20 protein-coding genes and 1 riboswitch are annotated in these 22,047 nt (G+C 35.5%); all 20 genes read left to right on the top strand.

What is annotated here, in order from left to right; genetic code table 11:
• The first annotated feature begins 15 nt into the window (after positions 1 to 15).
• The 20 genes from AC1DVJ_RS18130 to AC1DVJ_RS18035 all read left to right on the top strand — a co-directional run bounded on the left by AC1DVJ_RS18130 (position 16) and on the right by AC1DVJ_RS18035 (position 21,677).
• The gene (locus AC1DVJ_RS18130; protein WP_477592638.1) at positions 16 to 2,415 is read left to right on the top strand and encodes an S-layer homology domain-containing protein; all 2,400 of its coding nucleotides are present in this window, start codon (positions 16 to 18) and stop codon (positions 2,413 to 2,415) included.
• Between the two features lie 93 nt (positions 2,416 to 2,508).
• Positions 2,509 to 3,273 (top strand): YveK family protein, encoded by a 765-nt coding sequence (locus AC1DVJ_RS18125; RefSeq protein ID WP_477592637.1) that lies wholly within the window; start codon positions 2,509 to 2,511, stop codon positions 3,271 to 3,273.
• A complete protein-coding gene (locus tag AC1DVJ_RS18120; protein WP_477592636.1) occupies positions 3,254 to 3,943 on the top strand; it encodes a CpsD/CapB family tyrosine-protein kinase in 690 nt (229 codons plus the stop codon). The genes AC1DVJ_RS18125 and AC1DVJ_RS18120 overlap by 20 nt, the downstream gene beginning before the upstream one ends.
• 278 nt (positions 3,944 to 4,221) lie before the next feature.
• Positions 4,222 to 5,115 carry a UTP--glucose-1-phosphate uridylyltransferase GalU gene (galU, locus tag AC1DVJ_RS18115; RefSeq protein ID WP_477592635.1) on the top strand — a complete coding sequence of 298 codons (894 nt, stop codon included), beginning with the start codon at positions 4,222 to 4,224 and terminating at the stop codon, positions 5,113 to 5,115.
• Between the two features lie 10 nt (positions 5,116 to 5,125).
• Complete coding sequence (locus AC1DVJ_RS18110) at positions 5,126 to 5,818, top strand: sugar transferase (protein WP_477592634.1); 693 nt, start codon at positions 5,126 to 5,128, stop codon at positions 5,816 to 5,818.
• Between the two features lie 23 nt (positions 5,819 to 5,841).
• A complete protein-coding gene (gene wecC / locus AC1DVJ_RS18105) occupies positions 5,842 to 7,086 on the top strand; it encodes a UDP-N-acetyl-D-mannosamine dehydrogenase (RefSeq protein ID WP_477592633.1) in 1,245 nt (414 codons plus the stop codon).
• Positions 7,087 to 7,110: 24 nt separating this feature from the next.
• Complete coding sequence (locus AC1DVJ_RS18100; protein ID WP_477592632.1) at positions 7,111 to 9,063, top strand: alginate lyase family protein; 1,953 nt, start codon at positions 7,111 to 7,113, stop codon at positions 9,061 to 9,063.
• A gap of 31 nt (positions 9,064 to 9,094) precedes the next feature.
• Positions 9,095 to 10,480, top strand: a complete 1,386-nt coding sequence (locus tag AC1DVJ_RS18095; RefSeq protein WP_477592631.1) for a phenylacetate--CoA ligase family protein — start codon at positions 9,095 to 9,097, stop codon at positions 10,478 to 10,480.
• Positions 10,481 to 10,534: 54 nt separating this feature from the next.
• Positions 10,535 to 11,617: a glycosyltransferase family 4 protein gene (locus AC1DVJ_RS18090; RefSeq protein ID WP_477592630.1), complete on the top strand. Its 1,083-nt coding sequence runs from the start codon at positions 10,535 to 10,537 to the stop codon at positions 11,615 to 11,617.
• 68 nt (positions 11,618 to 11,685) lie between these two features.
• Positions 11,686 to 12,939 carry a flippase gene (locus AC1DVJ_RS18085; RefSeq protein WP_477592629.1) on the top strand — a complete coding sequence of 418 codons (1,254 nt, stop codon included), beginning with the start codon at positions 11,686 to 11,688 and terminating at the stop codon, positions 12,937 to 12,939.
• A gap of 47 nt (positions 12,940 to 12,986) precedes the next feature.
• A complete protein-coding gene (locus AC1DVJ_RS18080; RefSeq protein ID WP_477592628.1) occupies positions 12,987 to 13,436 on the top strand; it encodes a serine O-acetyltransferase in 450 nt (149 codons plus the stop codon).
• A 97-nt stretch (positions 13,437 to 13,533) separates the two neighbouring features.
• A complete protein-coding gene (locus AC1DVJ_RS18075; RefSeq protein ID WP_477592627.1) occupies positions 13,534 to 14,832 on the top strand; it encodes a hypothetical protein in 1,299 nt (432 codons plus the stop codon).
• Between the two features lie 48 nt (positions 14,833 to 14,880).
• A complete protein-coding gene (locus AC1DVJ_RS18070) occupies positions 14,881 to 15,711 on the top strand; it encodes a glycosyltransferase family 2 protein (protein WP_477592626.1) in 831 nt (276 codons plus the stop codon).
• Positions 15,674 to 16,180: a PssD/Cps14F family polysaccharide biosynthesis glycosyltransferase gene (pssD, locus tag AC1DVJ_RS18065; RefSeq protein ID WP_477592625.1), complete on the top strand. Its 507-nt coding sequence runs from the start codon at positions 15,674 to 15,676 to the stop codon at positions 16,178 to 16,180. Before AC1DVJ_RS18070 ends, pssD begins: the two co-directional genes overlap by 38 nt.
• Positions 16,177 to 16,713 carry a PssE/Cps14G family polysaccharide biosynthesis glycosyltransferase gene (pssE, locus tag AC1DVJ_RS18060; protein ID WP_477592624.1) on the top strand — a complete coding sequence of 179 codons (537 nt, stop codon included), beginning with the start codon at positions 16,177 to 16,179 and terminating at the stop codon, positions 16,711 to 16,713. Before pssD ends, pssE begins: the two co-directional genes overlap by 4 nt.
• Before the next feature lie 9 nt (positions 16,714 to 16,722).
• Positions 16,723 to 17,868, top strand: coding sequence for a glycosyltransferase (locus AC1DVJ_RS18055; protein WP_477592623.1), 1,146 nt, complete (start codon positions 16,723 to 16,725; stop codon positions 17,866 to 17,868).
• Between the two features lie 95 nt (positions 17,869 to 17,963).
• Entirely contained in the window at positions 17,964 to 19,160 is a 1,197-nt protein-coding gene (locus AC1DVJ_RS18050) for a hypothetical protein (protein ID WP_477592622.1), read from the top strand.
• Between the two features lie 36 nt (positions 19,161 to 19,196).
• Entirely contained in the window at positions 19,197 to 19,727 is a 531-nt protein-coding gene (locus AC1DVJ_RS18045) for a VanZ family protein (RefSeq protein ID WP_477592621.1), read from the top strand.
• 269 nt (positions 19,728 to 19,996) lie between these two features.
• A riboswitch (cyclic di-GMP riboswitch) is annotated at positions 19,997 to 20,084 on the top strand.
• A 55-nt stretch (positions 20,085 to 20,139) separates the two neighbouring features.
• On the top strand, positions 20,140 to 20,322 hold the full coding sequence (locus AC1DVJ_RS18040) for a hypothetical protein (protein WP_477592620.1): 183 nt from the start codon (positions 20,140 to 20,142) through the stop codon (positions 20,320 to 20,322).
• 386 nt (positions 20,323 to 20,708) lie between these two features.
• Positions 20,709 to 21,677, top strand: a complete 969-nt coding sequence (locus tag AC1DVJ_RS18035; RefSeq protein WP_477592619.1) for a phosphotransferase — start codon at positions 20,709 to 20,711, stop codon at positions 21,675 to 21,677.
• Positions 21,678 to 22,047 lie beyond the last annotated feature (370 nt).

Here is a 22,047-nt window from a genome sequence, read left to right as displayed (position 1 = left end):
GAGGTGAATTTTAGCATGACGATGAAAAAGAAAGTATCTGTAACGACGTTAGCAGCAAGCATCATGTTTGCTTCCATTGCTGGACTTCCATTAAGCGAGCAAGGCCTAGCTAATAAACTAGGTATTTCAGTAGGAGCGGCTTCTGCAGCAGTAGCTCCTGTGACAGTTCCTGCTTCCGTGTTGACTAAATTGGCAGGACTTCACAATGAGCTTGCTAGGGATACGCAAGGGTTCAATGATACGAAAGATGTTAGAGATCTGGTTGCGGCTCAAACAATTACACCCGCTCAGATGAAGACTCTCCTTGGTGATGTTTGGACTAAGCTAGAACAGCCGGGTGTAGATGTTACTTCAATATTTGCACTAATCAATGGCTTGGATCTGTTCTATGACGATGCGGGAACAACGATTGGTACGATTATTAATACGCCAAGTGTTCGTAATGCCGTTAATGTTTTGTTCCATAGCGTTGATCCTACTACAACATTAACAAAGCAAGACGTAATGGACTATCAAGAGGCTGCTTTTGATGCATTGGAAGCTAATAAAACTGAGTTGCTACTCAGCGTTGCTCAAGCTTTCTCCTCCGGTGGTACTTTGGATTCGATTAAAGGTGCTTTGAATACCATTGTAACTACCAAGATTTCTCAGGATCTTCTTCTCAGCAAATTCTTAACGCATTACCATCTTACTCTGAATGATCTTGATACTGCGCAGAACAACATTGCGAATGCGCTAGGTGAGAAAGCAATCTCAGCTAGAACGGCCATCGAATCCGCTGGCATCCGATATTTGTTGAAAGATAAATTAGCGTATACGCCAGGCACAGTGACTTCGACATCTGTTGGCGTAGGAACTTTGAAATTATCTGGAATTGATTTAACTAATTATTTAACTTTAACTTGGAGCGCAGTTGGAACTGGCGTGAAAGTTGCAAGTAATCAACTCGTACTTGACGGCGTGACTAGTGGTAGTCGTACTGGTGTTCTTCAAGCTCATTCAAAATTTGACCTATTGCTATACATCTCAGATAGCTACACGTTGACGGCAACAACGACAACAACGACAACTCCAAACCCGGATCCATCAACACCCACAGGTACAGAAATACCTCTTAAAAATCTTGCAGAACAAGGCTTGAAAGACCTTCAAAAAGAGCTTGTAGGCGCTTCGGAAGAGAAGAAAAAAGAAATTTTCCAAAAAGCACAAGATGCAGTGAAGAACGCACTTCAAGAATTGGCGATCCTAGATCTTAGCTCATCAATTAAAGTTGTAGGCGATACAGCTACTCCAACTATCAATGTTGCTGACATATCCGCGAAGTTGAAAGATATCGCTGACAAAGCGAAAGCACTGAACGATCAATTGAAATTATTGAATCCAAATGCACCAACAGAGAAAATAACATTGAAATTGGATTTCGGTACAATTACAGCGAAAACAACGGAAGTTCCGCTGACGAAGGCACTATTTGATGAAGCTATTGCTAATGGTGTTGAGAAAGTGGATATTTCCATGAATGGTCTTACATTGGGCGTAAGTCCAAGTGAGTTCGGTGCAGACACGACGCTTAAAGTAACGAACCAAGATGCGAAAGTGGCAACAAGTGTAACACAACTGCCTGTGGCATCTGGCGTATACGAGTTTGAATTTACATCGGGTGGTAATAAAGTAAGCAGCTTTACTACGCCAATCGAAGTAACGATTCCAGTGCCGAACGGCAATAAATTCGATACCGAGTTATTGTCCCTAGCCAAAATCGTAGATGGCAAATTAGAGTTCTACGGTGGAAGCTACAGCAATGGCGTACTGAATGCAGTTCGTAATGGTTTCTCCACATACACAGTTGTAGAGAATAATGTTACTTTCGGCGATACAGCATCTGTTAAAGCTTGGGCTGGCAGACAAATTCAAGTAGCCGCGGCAAAAGGTATTCTTGAAGGTCGTGGAGAGCAAACATTCGATCCGAATGGATGGGTAACCCGTGCTGAATTTGCGAAAATGATCGTGAAAACTTTCGCCTTGGAAGATGGGACTGCAACAGAAAGCTTCAACGATGTGAATGATTCCGATTGGTTTAAAGTTTATGTCGCGTCTGCTGTAAAGAATGGCATTGTGAACGGCAAAGAAACAGGCAAATTTGACCCGAACGGGCAAATTACACGTGCTGAAATGGCAGTTATGTCTTCTAGAGCGTTGGCACTTAAAGGTGTATCTGTAGATCCAGCTAAGGTGGATGACATCCTGAAAGGATTTACGGATGCAAGTACAATCAACGTATCATTGAAAGATGGCGTAGCTCTTGCGGCAAAAGAAGGCATTATTATCGGCGAAGAAGGCAATGCATTTAACCCAAATACGAACTCAACTCGTGCCCAAGCGGCAGTAGTCATTTATCGTTTATTGAATAAATAAGAAATAAGTTCATTGAGGAACCCTCTTCTTATAAATGGAGGGGGTTCCTTGAACTTTCACAAGGATTGACAGACAGGACACGGAGGTAAAGGAATGGAACTGGAACTGGATTTAAAGGATTACTTGAAAATTTTGCGTAAAAGGGTGTGGATGATAGTTACCATCGTTTTATTAGCTACGATAGCAACAGGAGTGGTTAGTTATTTTTTCATGCAACCTGTCTATGAAGCTTCAACGAAACTAATCGTGAATAAATCGAATGATCAAGTTGGTTTATCCCAAGTCGACATTAATACAGTGACTGTGAATATTAGACTGATTGACACATATAAAGAAATCATTAGAACTCCCAGAATAATGGATAAAGTAGTTGCCGATTACCCGAATTTGAATATAAGCGCAGAGCAACTTGTCAATAAGGTGAAAGTAAGCTCAGTTAACAATACACAAGTTATGACCCTTATCGTACAAGATGAGTCGTATGAGAGAGCGGCAAGCATAGCGAACGCGGTGTCAATCGTTTTCCAAAGTGAAATCCCTAAGATCATGAAAGTGGATAATATCTCGTTGTTGAATGAAGCAAAGGATTTCGAGCATCCGGTACCTGTGAAACCCAATAAAAAGTTAAATGTTGCAATCAGCCTTGTTGTATCACTCATGATCGCTTTAGGTATAACTTTTCTGTTGGAATTTTTGGACGATAAATTAAAAACAGAGGCAGAAGTTCAGCAGTATTTAGGACTGCCAACTTTAACGATGATTACAAAGATGAGATCAGAAGATTTGCAGAATAATCATAGTAAACAAACGAATAAACAAAGAGTGGGGGGACAATCAGATGTCAAACTTAGCCAATAAAAGACCCATTATCACACATCAGAATCCCAAATCGCCCATTTCTGAAGCATATAGAGCGCTAAGAACCAACATCCAATTCTCATCGATCGATGAAGAATTGAGAATTATGATGGTCACTTCGGCAGGACCTGGAGAAGGGAAATCAACAACGCTTATCAACCTAGCAGTAGCCTATGCTCAAGCGGATAAAAAAGTATTAGTGATTGATGCGGATCTTAGAAAACCCACCATGCATCATACGTTAATGGTCACCAATCGCTTGGGCCTAACCAATTTATTGACGAATCAGATCTCCATTGACAAAGTTGTGTTGGAAACGTTCGTTCCAAATTTATACGCCATTACTTCTGGCCCAATTCCTCCTAACCCATCTGAAATTCTGGCTTCCAAAAGGATGGTTAGTCTTCTGGATGAACTTAAGGAGCAATTCGATATCATTCTGATCGATACTCCGCCTGCAATCGCCGTAACAGATGCCCAGATCATAGCCACACGCGCGGATGGCGTTATTTTGGTCGTCGATTCGGATAAGGTGAAAAGAGACATAGCACTCAAAGCGAAACAAAATCTTGAAAACGTACGAGCAAGAATACTTGGCGTTGTTCTTAACAATGTAGATCGAAAAAACAAGGATTCATACTATTACTATTACTACGGTGAAAGTAAATAAGTTTGATGTGTTTAGCTTGTTTGTGAATATTATAAATGTAATTCAGTTCAGGTAATACCTACTGTACCTTTATCACTGTAGATACTCGTTCATGCTGTGGGTGCTTGCCGCCTTAGATGTTTATCGTCAATGGTGTGGAGTGAGGTGGGGTTCAATGCCCCATATTTTTTTGTTAAAAAATCGAGTCGTGTTGTTTTCGCGGAAGACAACATGCCTGGCTTTTTTAATGCTTTGTTAATAAAAAATAGAGAAGTTATAGAAAAAATGGAGGGATACATATGGAGGGAAAAGTAAGAAAAGCTATCATTCCCGCAGCAGGCTTAGGAACTAGATTCTTACCGGCAACGAAAGCGATGCCTAAGGAAATGCTTCCCATTGTTGACAAGCCTACCATTCAATACATCGTTGAAGAGGCTGTTGAATCAGGTATTGAGGATATCATCATCGTGACTGGTAAAGGGAAACGGGCTATCGAAGATCATTTCGATAACGCGTTTGAACTAGAATATAACTTAGCGGAAAAAGGAAAGCTCGAGCTTCTAGAAAAGGTAGTAAGATCATCCAAAGTAGACATTCATTATATACGGCAAAAAGAAGCCAAAGGATTAGGGCATGCCGTATGGTGTGCACGCCGTTTTATTGGTAACGAGCCTTTCGCAGTTTTACTTGGCGATGATATCGTGAGCGCGAGTACTCCTTGCTTGAAACAACTCATGAAGCAATATGACATTACCCAATCTTCCGTGATTGGTGTACAACCAGTATCCGATCAAGAAACCAAACGATATGGCATTATAGACCCGATTAGTAAAGAAGGAGACTTATATCGGGTCCGAAACTTTGTAGAGAAGCCAGCACCTGGAACCGCGCCATCCAATCTTGCGATCATGGGACGTTACATTCTTACTCCTGAAATATTTGAGTTTCTCGATCGTCAAGAGAGTGGTGCTGGTGGAGAAATCCAGCTGACAGATGCCATCAGTAAATTAAACGAAATCCAGAAGGTATATGCTTATCATTTTAATGGAATTCGCTATGATGTGGGTGAGAAGCTTGGATTTATTCTTACGTCATTAGAATTTGGTCTAAGAAATGATGAGCTTAGAGATCCTTTACTACAAGGAATAAAAGAACTTATACAAAGAGAAATGTCACCCCGCGCAATTAGGTAGGAGGATCTAAATGTCGAATCTATTTAATGAGACACCGTTAATAGATAAAAACCAATACTTTAAGAGGACCACTGTGAATATAGCAGAAAGTCCGAATTTTTATTACTTGTTTACTAAACGGTTATTGGACATCATGGGTGCGAGTGTAGGATTAATGCTTTTATTCCCCTTGTTTCTAATTACTGCTGCACTGATAAAGATTGAAGACCCGAAAGGGATTGTATTTTTTTATCAGCAGCGAGTAGGTAAACATGAGAAGCTATTTAAAATGTATAAATTCAGATCCATGGTATCCAATGCGGAAGAGCTCCTAGCAAGCTTACTAGAGAAGAACGAGATCGAAGGACATATGTTTAAAATGAAAGAAGATCCACGGATAACTAAAGTCGGTAAATTTATTCGAAAAACCAGTATAGATGAGCTTCCTCAGCTTTGGAATGTTTTAAAAGGGGATATGAGTTTAGTGGGTCCAAGACCACCGCTTACCCGCGAGGTTGAGCAGTATAACAGCTACCATAAGCAGCGATTGCAAGTTACACCAGGATGCACTGGGCTTTGGCAAGTTAGCGGAAGAAACAACGTGGGTTTTGAAGAAATGGTTGAGTTAGATTTGCTGTATATATCTAAAAGAAGCTTCATTATTGACTTGAAAATAATATTTAAAACAATGTTTATGTTACTTGGATCAAAAGATGCATTTTAGTGAAAGGATAAGTGGGAAATTACATGAATAAATTAAAATTATGTGTTGTAGGTTTGGGGTATATTGGTTTACCTACAGCAAGTTTACTGGCAACTAAGGGTTACAATGTTCATGGTGTAGATATTAATGAAAATGCAGTTGCAATGATAAACAATGGTCAGGTACATATATATGAGCCAGATCTGGATATTCTAGTTAAGGCTGCAGTGCAAAGTGGAAAACTGAAAGCATCAACGAAACCAGAAGAGGCTGATATCTTTATTATTTCTGTTCCAACACCGTTTAAGGATGGATTTAAACCTGATTTAACGTTCGTAGAAAGTGCATCTAGAGCAATAGCACCTTATATAAAAGCTGAAGATTTAGTTATTTTGGAATCCACAAGTCCAGTAGGTACTACAGAAAAAGTGGCGCAATGGATCTTGGAAGAAAGACCAGAATTGACCGTTTCGGAAGAAATGAATTTACAGTGTGACAGATTTTATGTTGCTCACTGCCCTGAAAGAGTGTTGCCTGGTCATATTTTAAAAGAATTAGTTGATAATGATCGGATTATTGGCGGTATTAATCAATTATCTACAACTAAAACAGTCGAGTTTTATCGTCAATTTGTAAATGGTAAAATTTTAGAGACAAATTCAAGGACAGCAGAACTAGCAAAACTAACAGAAAATTCCTTCCGTGATGTGAATATTGCATTTGCTAATGAATTGTCCATGATCTGTGATCACTTGGATATTAATGTATGGGAACTTATAGGTTTAGCTAATCATCATCCTCGGGTGAATATTTTGAAGCCTGGCCCGGGCGTAGGAGGTCATTGCATTGCGGTAGATCCATGGTTTATCGTAGATGCAGCTCCTGAGCAAGCTAAATTAATTCAGACAGCTCGGATTGTAAATGATAATAAACCAGGTTATATAGTCGAAAAAGTTAGAGCGAAGGCCGAGCGGTTTAAAGATCCGGTAATTGCTTGTTTAGGTCTTTCCTTTAAAGCAAATATTGATGATTTGAGGGAGAGTCCGGCTGTAGAGATTGTAGAGCATTTGTCGAGAATGAACATCGGACAGTTGTATGTTGCTGAGCCTCATGTTAGCAATTTACCCAAGAAGCTTGAAATGGAGAATATTACTTTGACATCTACAGAGAATGCTATCCGTTCCTCAGATATTGTGTTGCTTTTGGTAGATCATAGGACGTTCGGTTCGATCGACCGAAATTTGCTTAAGGAAAAGATTGTAATTGATACGAGAGGGTTTATTGAGTGAAAAAGTAGTTGCTAGGAGGAGCTAATGTCAGGTCTAACCTATAAACTTAAAAAAATGCGGAAAATGCCATTAAATGTAATTTTTGTGAAAATCGCATCGAAATTAATGATTCCAATTCAAAGCCTTGTCAGAAGAAACATCCCAATAAATCTTAAAGATCAATATTTCCAGGATTTTTATCCGAGTTGTAACTTTGTTTTCGATTCAGATAATAAGGAATTCTATGTAAGCAAGTTAAAAATTCTAGGTTTAGAAAGAGAAATTATTCAAGATGCTGATAGAATATGTGAGCATATTTTTGATGTACTTGGATCAGGTGAGAGTCATCTAGGAGAGAAATTACATTGGAATCAAGATTTTAAAAGTGGATTTATATGGGAAAATAAGTATTATAAACAAATTAAGATTATTGATTTAAATAATAATGCGGATGTAAAGATCCCGTGGGAATTGTCCAGATTTCAGCATCTACTAACTTTAGGTAAAGCATACTGGCTTACAAATAATGAAAAATATGCTGTAGAATTTATGGAAGAAGTAAAGGATTGGATAGAACAGAATCCTATCGAAATGTCTGTTAATTGGACCTGTACGATGGATGTGGCAATACGAGCTGTTAATTGGATTGTTTGCTATAACTTTTTTAAAAGTTCAACTTCAATTAGTAAAATGTTTTGGATCAACTTTGATAAAACTTTGTACTTGCATGGGAGATTTATTATTAAAAATTTGGAAAATCATAATAACATTACTGGTAATCATTATTTGTCAAATATCATTGGACTTATATGGCTAGGTATTTATTATGGGGGGTGTAATGTCAACGATCGACAGGCTGACAATAATCCAAACAATTGGTTAACTTTTGGTTTAAATGAATTGCAAAAGGAAATATTTGTTCAAACAAACGAGGACGGAACAAACTATGAAGCATCTACTTCTTATCACCGTCTTGTAACAGAAATGTTTTTAATTACCACAGTAATGTGCAATAAAAATAATATCAATTTTTTAGCTGAGTATGTGAATAGATTGGAGAAAATGTGTGAGTTTATTATGAATCTCACCAAACCTAATGGTTTATCCMCTTTAATTGGGGATGCAGACGATGGAAGGCTTGTGATCTTTTCAAACTATTCATCTTGGGTAAGAAACGATTTTCGACATTTGTTGGCTATTGCTGGTGAATATTTTAATAGAAATGATTTCAGATATATCGGTAGAGTGTTTCAAGAAGATGCTTTATGGGCTATAGGGGATTATAAAGAAGTTGATGATGATCCTATAAAGTTGGTTTCCACAGCTTATAAGGATGGTGGCTACTTTTTTCTACGAAATGACAGGATATACTGTTGTATTAGATGTGGAGAGCTCTCCTTTAGGGGAAGAGGAACACATAGTCACAATGATCAACTTAGTTTTGAATTAAATGTAGACGGCGAAGATGTTATCGTAGATCCAGGCGCTTATGTTTATACTGCAGATTATAAAAAKAGGAACTTATTCAGGTCAACGGAAATGCACAATACTATTCAAATTGAGCGTTTTGAACAAAATAAAATTGAGCAATTTCAGCTATTTTTAATGGAAGAAGAGACTTTTGGAAAGTGTGAGAAATTTGGAGAGAATGTGTTTGTAGGACATCATGATGGGTATGTGAAAAAATGTGGAACGATTCACAGGAGAGAGATTAAGTTATCAAAGAATAATTTGGAAATTACTGATTGGTTAATTGGAGATAGTGTCCACAACTTCAAAAATAGACTTTTTTTGGAACCGGAAATAAATGTGGCTATACAAAAGGAGAATATTGAGATCCATGCTGGGAAAACAAAAATAAAGATCAGAATTGAACCTCTATCATTACTTAGAGTTGGGGAAAGCCAAATATCGAGAAAATATGGTTGTTTGGAGACAAGTCGGTATTTAGAGACAGAAAGTAGGGCAAAAACTCAAAAAAACACATTTTCTTTTTAATCAAACTTATGTTATCTGGTAGGGGGTAAAAATGATTAACCAAATAATTAAGAAATTACCATACAGTATTGTACAACTACTTAAATTTTTTCGAGATCTGGTACCGGACTATTATCGATATGGAGAAACTTTCAGAACAACCTTTATAGAAGCTAATGCAAATCAATTTAAAACAAGTCAGGATCAAATCGATTTTCAAAGAAAACAACTACAAATATTATTGAAGTTCTCCTATGAATATGTGCCTTACTATAAGCGAATATTTGATGAAAGAGGCCTGAAACCGGACGATATAAAAAATATAGAGGATTTATCAAAACTTCCTTATTTAACGAAGGAAATCATTCAAAATAACTTTGAAGAACTGATTGCTACAAATATAAATAGAAACAAGTTGGTATATCTAACAACCGGAGGATCTTCCGGAAATCCACTTGGTTTCTACGAAGAAAAAAAAACTGCGAATTCTAGAGAATGGGGATTTGTAGCACATTTGTGGTCGAGAGTGGGCTATGATGTAAAGAGAAGCAATAAATTTGTAATATTGCGGGGTAATAAAGTAAAAAAAGATATCGTAGAACGTAATGGCCGGAGTCTGGTTTTGTCTTCTTACCATTTGACTGAAAAAAATATGAATCGCTATATAAAAGAGATTAATAAATATAATCCAGATTATATTCAAGCATATCCTTCATCTATGGAACTATTAGCTTCTTTTGTGTTGGATCAAAATATTGATATAAATATAGGTAATTTAAAAGCCATATTGTGTTCATCAGAAAATTTATATCAGTATCAAAAAGAAAAAATTGAACAGGCATTTAAAGTACGGGTGTTTAGTTTTTATGGACATACAGAACATTGCTGTATTGCAGGTGAATGCGAAAAGAGCGATTATTACCATATTCAAAGTGAGTACGGGATTGTTGAATTGATTAATGAGGAAGGCCAAGTTGTTAAACTTGAGAATGAAAAAGGTGAAATTATTGCGACTGGTTTTAATAACTATGTTATGCCTTTTATAAGATACAAGACAGGGGATATTGCAATAAACACCAATAACACGTGTGAATGTGGTCGAAACTATAAAGTGATACGTGGAATAGAGGGGAGGGAAAATGACCAAATCATCAGCAAGAGTGRGGCAAAAATCTCATTGACAGGGATAATATTTGCTCAGCATTTCCTTGCATTTAGTAAAATCAAGAAAATACAACTAGAGCAGCATGAAACTGGGAAAGTGATCGTAAAGATTATCGAGAAAGAATTGCTTAGTGAAGAGGATAAGCAAGAAATTAAATATAAAATGGAAAGTGCAACTAAAGATGAACTTGAAGTGCAGATTATTTGCGTTGATGAAATTCCATTAACAATGCGAGGCAAACACAAAATGTTAATACAGCATTTAAAATTTTAGTTATTCGATATCACTGAATCTAAAACGACTTATTAAATGAGGTAGAATCTAAGTATGAAAATTACTATGTTTGGCCCATTTCCTCCACCAATAGGTGGAATATCGATTCATCTTAAAAGGATGAAACAATATCTAGAACATTTGGGTATTGAGTGCAACATCTATAATGAATGTAAATGGGAGGATGTCTCTAATCGAATATATCCTATAAAAAACTATAAGAGTTTCATATTCAGGATTCCTTTTATAAAAGCTGATATCCTTCATTTTCATTCTATTGATGTACGAATAAGAATACTTATGGGTTTTTATAAGATATTAGGTAAAAAGGTCGTGTTGACTGTTCATGGTGAGAGTTTATTAGATCAACTTCAAAACTTGAGGTGTTTTACTAGATTTGTTTTATTATGGAGTTTGAAGAAAATCGACAAAATCATTTGTGTCAATGACGCAAATACAAATCAATTGATCAAGTTAGGATTTAGCCCGAATAAGGTGACAACAATTGCAGCCTATGTAAATCCCTTTGAAAACAAAGTAGATAGTCAAATGATTCCTAAACAAGTTTGGGACTTTATTGATGAGAAGGATTTTATAATATGCGCTAATGGATGTATTCGCTTTTACAAGAACGAAGATTTATATGGCATTGATTTATTGATTGAATTGATAAGAAAATTAGTTCAAAACAATATAGAAGTTAGAATGGTAGTTGCTGTGTTAGATGTAGTTGGGCAGAATGAAAGAGAAAGAAATTATTATAAAAGTATTAAAAATAAGCTGACAGATAATAATTTAGAAGGCAAAGTATTACTTTATGAGGTAAATGATTCAGAGTTTTATCCGATCGTAAAAAAATGTAATTTGTTTATACGACCAACAAATGTTGATGGATATGGTGTTTCAATAGCTGAAGCCATTTATTATAACATTCCTTCTATTGCCAGTGATGTATGTCGAAGGCCAGAAGGAACCGTTCTTTTTAGGTCCAGAGATTTAGAAGATTTGTATAGTAAAACTGTAGGTATTATTGATAATTACGATGTGGAAGTTGAAAAATTAAAATATATACCTATTAAAGATAATACAGAGCCCGTCTTAGAAATCTATAAAGCATTAAGTAAAGGGAAACTATAGGTATGAATAGGTCTGTGGTATTTAAAAAGAAATTGCTGAGGGAAATCACTCTTGTCCTTAATAAGATCATGAATGTTGGTTTCCTTCATCTATTATCTTCCAATATTTTACTGCAGTTTGCAGGATTCGGGGGACAGGTTTTTCTAACAAGATTTCTCTCTGCCGAAGATATTGGTCGTATAAGAGTGTTGCAATCTTTTTTGGGAATAATATTAATCATTGCAACTTTAGGAATAAATACAGCTATTCTAAGATATTGTTCTGAGAATATTGAACAGGAAAAAAAGCAAAAGCTCTTTAATGTCGGAATAAAAATCAATCTTATTATATCAATTGTAGTAGTCACAATGGTTTATATATTATCTGAATTTAAGGTTTTTTCTGAGGAGTCTACTATAAACACTGCGATGCAAGTGTATATATTTCAATTGCCTTTCTTGGTTATTAGCGGTGTGGTGATAAACTATCTTCAAGCTCAAAAAAAAATTAAAACTATATCTAAAATACAAAGTTTGTCGAAAATTTTAGTAATTCTAGTGAGTTCTATTTTCGCATGTATTTTTGGGTTTATGGGTTATGTGGTCGGAATAATGGTTTCTAATGCATGCACTTTTGCATTAATAGTTCCATTAATAAAGGATGAATTGAAAAAATTCAGATCTTCACAAATCACTAAATCTGAAGTGAGACAATTGTTAAATATAGGGAGATTTGCTTTTTTAGCTAATTTATTGAGTCAATTTGTACTTTCGTTAAACATTATAATGGCGAACTATCTTATTGGGGATAAGGAACAAATTGGATATTATAGTATAGCACAATTAATTATCACTACTTTAATGATGATCCCATTTACTTTAAACCAAATTATGGTTCCTTACCTATCTGAACAATCTAATAACATAGATAAACTTATTGGAATCCTTAAAGTTTATCAAAAGAGAATGAGAATTATTACTACGGTTGTAGCATTTCTTGCTTATTTTACTATTCCCATTTTAATCCCTATCGTTTTTGGAAAACAATACAATGAATCAATCGTTGACTTCAAAATTTTACTGTTGGGATTAATATTTTGGAGTTTGTATTCCCCTAAAGGAGTTACATTATTAAGTATAGGAAGGATTGATCTTAATTTCTATACTAGCCTGTGGTCTTTCGGTACCAATATCATATTAAATTTTATTATGATTAAACAGTATGGTATGACTGGTGCTGCAATTGCCAACTCTGTAACATATTTTATAACGTATTTTATAAATAATTTTTACTATAAGAAATATATCATTAATGCAACAAAAAAAGTAATAATAGCAGAATAAGGTGTTTATATTAATCCTTAAGTATATGAAACGGGAGGATATCAAAAATGGATGCATATAAGTTATATATTAAAGCGAGGAAACAGTATTTAAGGGGACATATATTCCGAGCGAAATTAATAACAAAAATTAACTTTATAATACACAATTCATATATTCCATATACTGCAGAGATAGGAGAAAACTCTCGATTTGGATATGGAGGAATTGGAGTAGTCATTCATTCTAATTCAATAATAGGATCTAATTGTACAATTGGGCAAAATTGTACTATAGGAGGCAGAACAGGCCATGGTGGTCCACCTGTAATAGGAAACAATGTATATATAGGGCCGGGAGCACGGTTATTGGGCAAATTTATAATTGGTGATAACGTAGTGATCGGGGCAAATGCGGTTGTCATATCTGACGTACCGAGTAATTGTGTAGTAGCTGGGGTGCCGGCGAGGATTATTAAAACAAATGTTGAAAATAAGGAAAATGTAAACAGTTATTAATGCCTGAAAGATAAGACTGCATATACAATCAAAGCAATAAGTTATCATTTTTTTATAGTAAATCAAATTGGGGAGTAATTTCACGAGGATGAACTCAATGAGGCATTTTAATTCTGACAAAACGATAGTAGGAAAATATGCTGTAATATTTTTTATATGCTTGTTTTTTTTCAATGAGACGACACGAGGTTTGATGCCTGGAAAAAGCGGCTATGTGAATGTACTATACTTGGTTGTTGGCAGCATATTTTTAATAAAACATCTAGTAAAAAAACAGATCAATTTCATCGTTTTTTTTATTGTGAGTTTATTCTCAGCAATCGTATTAATGAATGGTAAAATTTCATTAAATTATTCTACAGTCAATATTGTTTTAACAATAACTTCTTTAATATTGCCCTTACTTTTCATATGCATACGTGTAAATAGAGAAGAGGCTATTGCTATATTGGGAAGATTCTTGAAATGGTTTAATATTCTGATAACAATATTGTTAGTTGTCGGAATGACAGATTATGTTACGAATAGTTCCATACAAATGTTTCTAGCTTCAACAATTTTTCAAGGAAAATGGATGGATGATCTCATACGCCTTGAGAATTCAACAGGAATTTATAGRTACTACTCATTTATAGGACACCCATTAACGAATGCCAGATACTTTTTGGTATTCTTTATTCTCAATAATATATATGTCAGGAATAGTAATCAATATCTTCTTAATCGTTATTTTATCATAATTGTAACATTGCTTGGGTTGGTATTGAGTGGAAGTAAAACAGCCATGTTGCTTGGAGTCTTATTAATCATTTTTTGTAGCAACATAACGAAATATAAGTGGTTTTTTTATACTATAGTAATAATATTTTTGTTTGTTTTCTACAATACGCCTTTATTTCAAGAAAATTTAATGCAAAGATATGCAGATGGTGTTTCAAAAGGTGACCTTTCAACAGGAAGAAATGAAATGATCGAACTATTAATTGATAAAGGTGGAGAACTACCTAATATATTCTTAGGTGGAGGATATGGATATTCTAGGATGGTAGCAAAAAGCTTGAACGGCGGTATTTTAAACTTTGAATATCCTTCAATTATGCTAGCTTATGATTATGGTTATTTTAATACGATCATCATTTATATTTGTATACTCATCTATCCGATTATTATTTTTCTGAAATATAGAGATATTTTAAGCTTATTTTCTTTTATTGCACTTACAGTAATGGTTAACGGTAACAATGGTTTAGCTAATTTAGATGGCGATAGTATGGCACAACTATGTTTCATTGTTTTGATTATGAAGAGTATAAGTCAACGGAAAATTCAAAACTATCCGAATAAAGAAGGTATAGTAAATCAGCACTTTGCGAAGAAAGATGTTGTACCCAAATAAAGTATAAATCATCGTATTAAGAGAAATTAATTTAGGAGGTAGATATACATGGGGGGGAAATCAGCATTAGTTAGTGTTATTATTCCTTATTATAATAGTGAAGGTACAATCTTCCGTGCTTTAGAATCGGTTCGCGATCAAATTTACCAGAATTATGAGATTATTATCATCAATGATGGTTCGAAAGATAATGGCTGTCAAATCGTAAATAGATATATACAACAATATCCGGACATAACCGTAAAGCATGTTAGCCAAGAAAACAGTGGTCCATCAAAAGCGCGTAATAAAGGCATCGGATTGGCAAAAGGAAAATATATCGCCTTTTTAGATTCAGACGATACTTGGGAGCCTGATAAACTTGAATATCAAATCGGATATATGGAAAACCATCCTGATGTTGTGATATCGGGTACAAATTACTTTTATGGTTCGGGAAATTCAGATGAAATGCTCAAATACCAGTTAACACCAGAAATAATAGAAGCCAATTTCAAATCAATGCTATTTAAAGTTTTTTTCTGTATGTGTACAGTAGTCATTAGGAGAGATATTATCATACAGGATCAGATCCATTTTCTAGATGGAAAAAACTATGGAGAAGATTTGCTGTTTTTTTTGCAGATCGTCAGAAAATACAGAGGGGTTAGGCTTTCAAAGCCTTTAACGAAACTTCATAAATTTTTGTATGGAGAAGGAGGTTTGACAAAAGATTTAGATAGGCTGTTAGTTCATGAATTGGATAATGTAAAGATTTTGTACAGTGAAAACAGGCTAAATAAAGAGAAAATAAGTTATGCCTTGTATAATGTATTGTTAGTTTATTCCTACATGAAGCATTTTGTTAGATATTATAAAAGCAGAAAGTATCGAAATTAGTGAAGGGGTGATCTTTGTTTTGAAAATATGTTTAGTTGGTTCAAGTGGTGGACATTTAATGCATCTGGTTATGTTAAGGAATTGGTGGTCAGAACATGAACGTTTTTGGGTGACCTTTAATAAAGAAGATTCAAGAACTGMTCTTTTAAATGAAAAGACTTACTGGTGTCATTACCCAACAAATAGAAATGTAAAGAACTTAATCAAAAATACATTTTTAGCATTTAAAGTTCTAATAAAAGAAAAACCGGACATAATCATTTCAACGGGAGCTGCTGTTGCTATTCCATTTTTTTATATTGGAAAGTTGTTCGGGATTAAGTTGATTTATATTGAGGTGTATGATCGAATTACGAGTGCCACACTAACGGGAAGAGTGGTCTATCCGATAACAGACTCCTTTATTGTTCAATGGGAAGAACAAAAGAAGTTTTATCCCAAGGGTGAGTACATGGGGGGATTATTTTGATTTTTGTTACGGTAGGTACGCATGAACAACAATTTAATAGACTTGTCGCAGAAGTTGATAGATTAAAAAAAGATCAAATCATAAAAGATGACGTGATCATACAGACAGGTTATTCAGACTATATCCCAGTTGCATGCGAGTATAAGCAAATGATGGGATACGATGAGATGGAAAAATTATTTGAGACCGCAGACATTGTCATTACTCATGGAGGACCGGGTAGTATCTTTGGTGCATTAAAACAGTTTAAGGTACCGATTGTCGTACCGAGGCGTTCAGATCTTGCTGAACATGTTGATATGCACCAGGTGGAATTTACCAAGTATTTGCAAAGTAAGAATAATGTCTTGCCTGTTTTAAACATTGAAGAGTTAGAGGACAAAATTGTAAATTATCATAAGTATATTGAGTCTCATAGCCGCACAACAAGTAATGTAGACAATTTGAAGAATTTTATAAATAAGTTGAACAGTGTAGTGAACAGGCTATTCGATAATAATCAAATTTCGAAAGATAATCCACCTAAACATTAGGAGTCAATAATGAAAAAGAAAATAATATTTGCTGACTTTGTTGAATATAACGATAAGACGAGTAAATTAGGAAATTACCATTACTGTAATTGTTTTAAAGAAGATGGTTATGAGTCGTTATGGTTTTCAAATTCATTCAATCCACTGATATATCTTAAAGATAAACAAGATTATTTCTTTAAGAAAAGTATTTCTACTCCCGGTCGACATGAACTTGCCCCTAATGTTTATGGCTTTTCTGCTTTTTCATTGATGCTGTATGGAAACTATCTATTTTCAAGAAATCCGAGTATTGTACTAAATAATGAAAAATATATAGTACCAAATATATCAAAGACATTACAAAAAATTCAATTTGATACTGTTGATATATTATGGATCTCCAATCCGAAATTATTCTGGTTGTCTAATGTTGTAAAGTACAATCAATTGATTTATCGAATAGCCGACGACTATACACACTTTAAAGAATTTCCAAACATAAAAATAGTTGAAGATTACCTAATTGAGAAAGCTGATCATATTTTTGTCACTTCCTCTAAATTAATTGAAAAAGTAAAGCAGAGAGGGAAAGAGCCGCATGTATTGAATAACGGCGTTCAATTTGAGCACTTCTCTAAGAAAGAATATGATATCCCGGACGAGATAAAACAGTGTACGAATAAAAAAATTATATATGTGGGGGCAATAAAATATTGGTTCGATGTAGAATTGATAAAGAGAGTAGCTAATGAAGTGCAAGCTGATATCTTTTTGATTGGGAAAGTGGAAACAGATTTAAGTCAATTGGATGCATTACCTAATGTCCATTTATTGGGGGCAAGGCCTTACGAAAGTATTCCTTCTTTTTTAAAACACTCAGATGTAGCCATCATTCCATTTATTAAAAGCAAAGCTACAGATGCAGTTAGTCCGATCAAGCTTTATGAATATTGCTCGGCTGGAATTGCAGTTGTGTCATCAAGTATGGAAGAAGTGAAGAAGTTACATGCACCAATCCATGTTGCAGAAGATCATGATGATTTTATAAAAGGAGTAAAAAAGTATATTAATGATGGATATGATAAATCCGCTTTGATTAGGTTCGGAAGAGAAAATTCTTGGTTGAAAAGGTATGAATCAATCAATCGTGTGATTTCAAAGGGATCTGTCTAAGCACTAGTGTAAAGCATAAAGGAATTTATCGGTAACAATTCCATCGTTACCAAAGAACTTGAACAATAAATCCGAATTTTGAAAACTGTATTAAAGTGAGGAAGTTAGAACTGAGTAAAAAAGGAAAAAAGTATAGAAGAACTATAAGACAACATAATATAATAGCTCCTTCTGCAACTTTTTGCAGAAGGAGTTTTTTCTTTTCTAACTTTGCAGAAAATGAGGATGACCCTGTTATGAGAAAATATAAACCCTGGATTCGATGGTCCATATGGATATTCAGTTCGTTGTTCGCTCTATTGATTGTGGCAATAGTTTTTTTTTACTACCAAATTCATCTTATACACATTGATGATGTGCTGAAAAGACATGTTTCTGTTAGTAAAGATGTCGTTGGCGAGCAAGTAATGGGTTTAGATGATAGTAGCAAGGCTAATTCGGCTGCTCTTTCTTCTCTACTTACTTCACCCKTTGATAAAGCAAATGAATTCGCATCCAAACCAATTAATACACAAGATGCTCTGGATGTTGCTGCTATCCTACTCAAATCAGGTCTTAGTATGAAAGAAGTCTATTACCTAACGGGTCAGGCTAATGAAAATCTTTCAAACGAAGAGAAACTAAAAATTCGTGAGTTATTACTCTCTAAGCTATCAAAAGTTGAGATAGAAGCACTACGAGCAATCACAACACCTTATGGTAAGGAATTAAAGATACTTGATCCTAATTATCCGATTGAACTAATTGGTGTATACGACCCCGAAGAACGCAAAAAAATTCTCAAAGAACTTCAAGATAAGAAACAACAAATCCAGCAAACTCAGCAGCAGAATAATAAGCAAGAAGTTACAGCAAACGGAGAAGGATCTGTATCTGTAACTCAAGATCAGTCATCACCATCTGGCACCAGTCAAACTGGACCAGTATCAACTCCAATCGCCTCCAAAAATCCTACGACTGATCCAGCACTTGTAGCAACTTACGAAACTAAGCTAGATTCGCTGAAAGCCAACTGCCAGGGTGATATCAACAGGCTTGTCTCGGGAGTAGTGAGCGCTAAGAAAGAAAACAAGGAATTAACTGCAGCTGACCTCCAAAGTATGTTCATGAAAAAGTTTGTCGATGCTGAGTCTAGGTGTGATTCGGGTTTTAATGGTATTGTCTCTGATGCGAGTAAAGATGGTGTAAGCACTAGCGTTATTGATGGATGGAGACAATCATATCGTTCTATGAAGCAAGCCGGACAGAGTAGTGCAATTGGTCAAATCCAAAAAGCTTTTTCATCAAATTAATAAAGAAATAATAAATGGATAGTTGGGTGAATCTGTATGTCAGAGAAATCACGTATTTTGAAGATTCTAGTATACGTGCTTCCAGTTTTGATATGGTTCGGGGTCATTTTCATATTATCATCACAGACACATCAAAAGCAGGATCTAACGTCCTTGATCAAAAAGGAAATATCCGATAAAACGATCAAGGAGCATTTTTCTGGAACAACCTTTAACTATGGGGCGCAGAAAATTAGTCTGAATACAAGCAATGCCAGCAGCTTTGTCGAGTTTTTTATCCGTAAATTTGCTCATTTGTTAATCTATGGCTTGCTCGGTATGCTGATTACTCGTTTATTAAAAGAACTTACACGTTGGCTTTTAGGCTGGAACTATCTCATTTCCGTTATCATCTGTACGGCTTACGCGGCTATAGATGAATATCATCAAAGCTTTATAAACGGCCGAACGGCAACGTCCATAGATGTTTTCTTAGACATGATTGGCGCTATGCTTGGTATTCTTCTCTATTTATCAATTTCACAATTATTAAAATTTATTAATAACAAAAAGTTGAGAACTACTTAGGGGAGAAGATATTTTACTTTGAGATAAAATATCTAAAAAACTGACGGGGGCTTGATACTGAACCTATAGAACATTACAAGAATGCCAATAAATCTCAACGGGGGCGAAAACGAGATTAAAGGGTTGAGGAAATCCTGAAGTAGAATAACCAGCCTTGTTAATAAATAGTTCTTTAGACCTTCTGTTAAATCGAAATGATGGTTCGAAAGGCAGATGTTACATCTGTATAGTTTGCTAAAATTATACTATAAACGACAATCACATAAATCGTAAGACAAGGGCAAAACTGCTGAAAAACAGTGACGCAAAGCTAAAGGGACTACGTTGGGAACACCAATATGTCAGCCAGCTGCCGAATACGGGCCTCCGTCTGATACTTATGTGGGACAAACTATTAGGAGGCATGAAGAATATGATTTGGGTAATTACATTGACAATTCTTTGGGTTATTGGTTGTATTTGTTTTTTAAGTTTATTCGTAGCTACTAAACGCGCAGATCAGAGGGCAGAGGTTATGTTTTCAATAGGGAATTCAAGAAATGTACAGTACCTTGAAAATGAGAAAGAAATGATTGGAAATATCTGTTTATCATAAAAGAACTAATAGAAGCGCCCTTAATCGGGTGCTTTTTATTTTATAAGAGCGCTTACAAGAATTTGATGAATAAATAGATACATATTATCCAGAATGGAACAGTAATAAGCACTCCCCATAAACATCCTTTAAACATAAAAACACGATTATTTTCAATATTATTCATACCATCCGACATTATGTTTCACCTCTTTGTTTTTAGGCCAGACTCAGTTAATATCATTTTTGAAACAGCCTATAAAGGCATTATGCATGAATGTAGATGAAAATACAGTCGGTTATTGTCTAGACATTTTATTTCTTAATGGAATAAAGGGAAGATATCATGTATATCGAATAATTTGATGAAAATGATGGTAGTGTCAGAAAGGTGGTAGGGTTTGCGAATGGAGACGGAACAAGTGCTATCACAAGTTGTAACCCCTTTTGGTGAGTTGGATGCTACAAGGATTTTGGGGCGGCAGCCTTTATATAAGGGCAGGAATGGAAGGGTTATTGAGCGATTTTGGATGGAGATCGAGAGTCGGAGAGAGTCTTATATTTTCAAACCTTTAACGAATGGATCGACTTGCGGGCGTGAGCGGTGGCTACATGATCATGTGCTAGGCTCTGTGGCTGTTCGTTATCCGAAAATGTACGCCGCAGCAGCCCATAATGATCCTTTGAGATATTGGGCGATCTATGAGGATATGGGTGAGATGAAGCATCAATTGGAGGATGAGGATTACCTCGAGGCCGCGGCGAACATTCCGATGTGGCATAAGCTTCCTCTTGATGCGATTCCTGCTGACTTCAATGGGGATAAACCTGGTCTAAAGGCGTTGATCCAAGAGGTTAGGAATGGACTAAACGAGGCGAGCCGCTGTTGGAAGTCTTTAGGGGTAGATGATCGTAAGGTAGAAAACATCCGACAATTGTTGACGGTAATGAATGATAGTTTTGAAACGGAAATGGTGATCTCCCACGGTGACTATCATCAAGGGAATCTCTATCGCCGAGCAGATGAATTCATTGTGCTAGATTGGGAGTTCGTACACCATAATGCGGTGTATTGGGACTTATATGGTTTGTTGGATATGAGTCATCCCGACTTTCCGAAAAGGGTTAGTTCTGCCACGCGCATTGCTGCATTGCATGCCTACCTGAAACAGAGAATCTCCCTTAACTGGGCGGGTGATCCGGAAGCTTTTATTTTGGATTACCACCGATATGCGCTGGTACACTCGCTCTGGATGCTGAGTTTAATTGAGCAAGATTTACATAACGGTCAATGGGATCAAACTAAGCTGCTACGTGCCCAGCAGGAAACTCTACATACACTTGAAGATTGTTTGAGTTATTGTGATGCTGTATAGAGGTTGAAATGAAAAATGGGACTATTGACTCTGTCTTTAGTCCCTCTTTATTTGTCAAGGTTTAGGAGTTAAGATGTGGATGAGTTAAGTGCAATTTTTCTTCGTTTGTAGTGCCAAAATTTGATCCAAATGTTGCCGTCATCATCTTTAAATATCTTAATTCCGATAAGTTGCAATGGTGTCCAAACATCTATGAAATAGTAACTAGGCATCTTTTGCGCCTCCAATGTAGTATATTCACACTATAGCTCTTGCTAATAAAAAAGTAGTCGAATACCGTCGTTTTTATTTTAMATATATATTACATAATAAATTTAMTTTTTTAGTATGTGACTTATAGACTATAAGAGATTATAATTAGGCATATCCA

The sequence above is a fragment of the Paenibacillus sp. P4_A9 genome (assembly GCF_056402415.1).
Note: the sequence above shows the minus strand (reverse complement) of the source record. Positions and strands in the feature narration are given on the sequence as shown.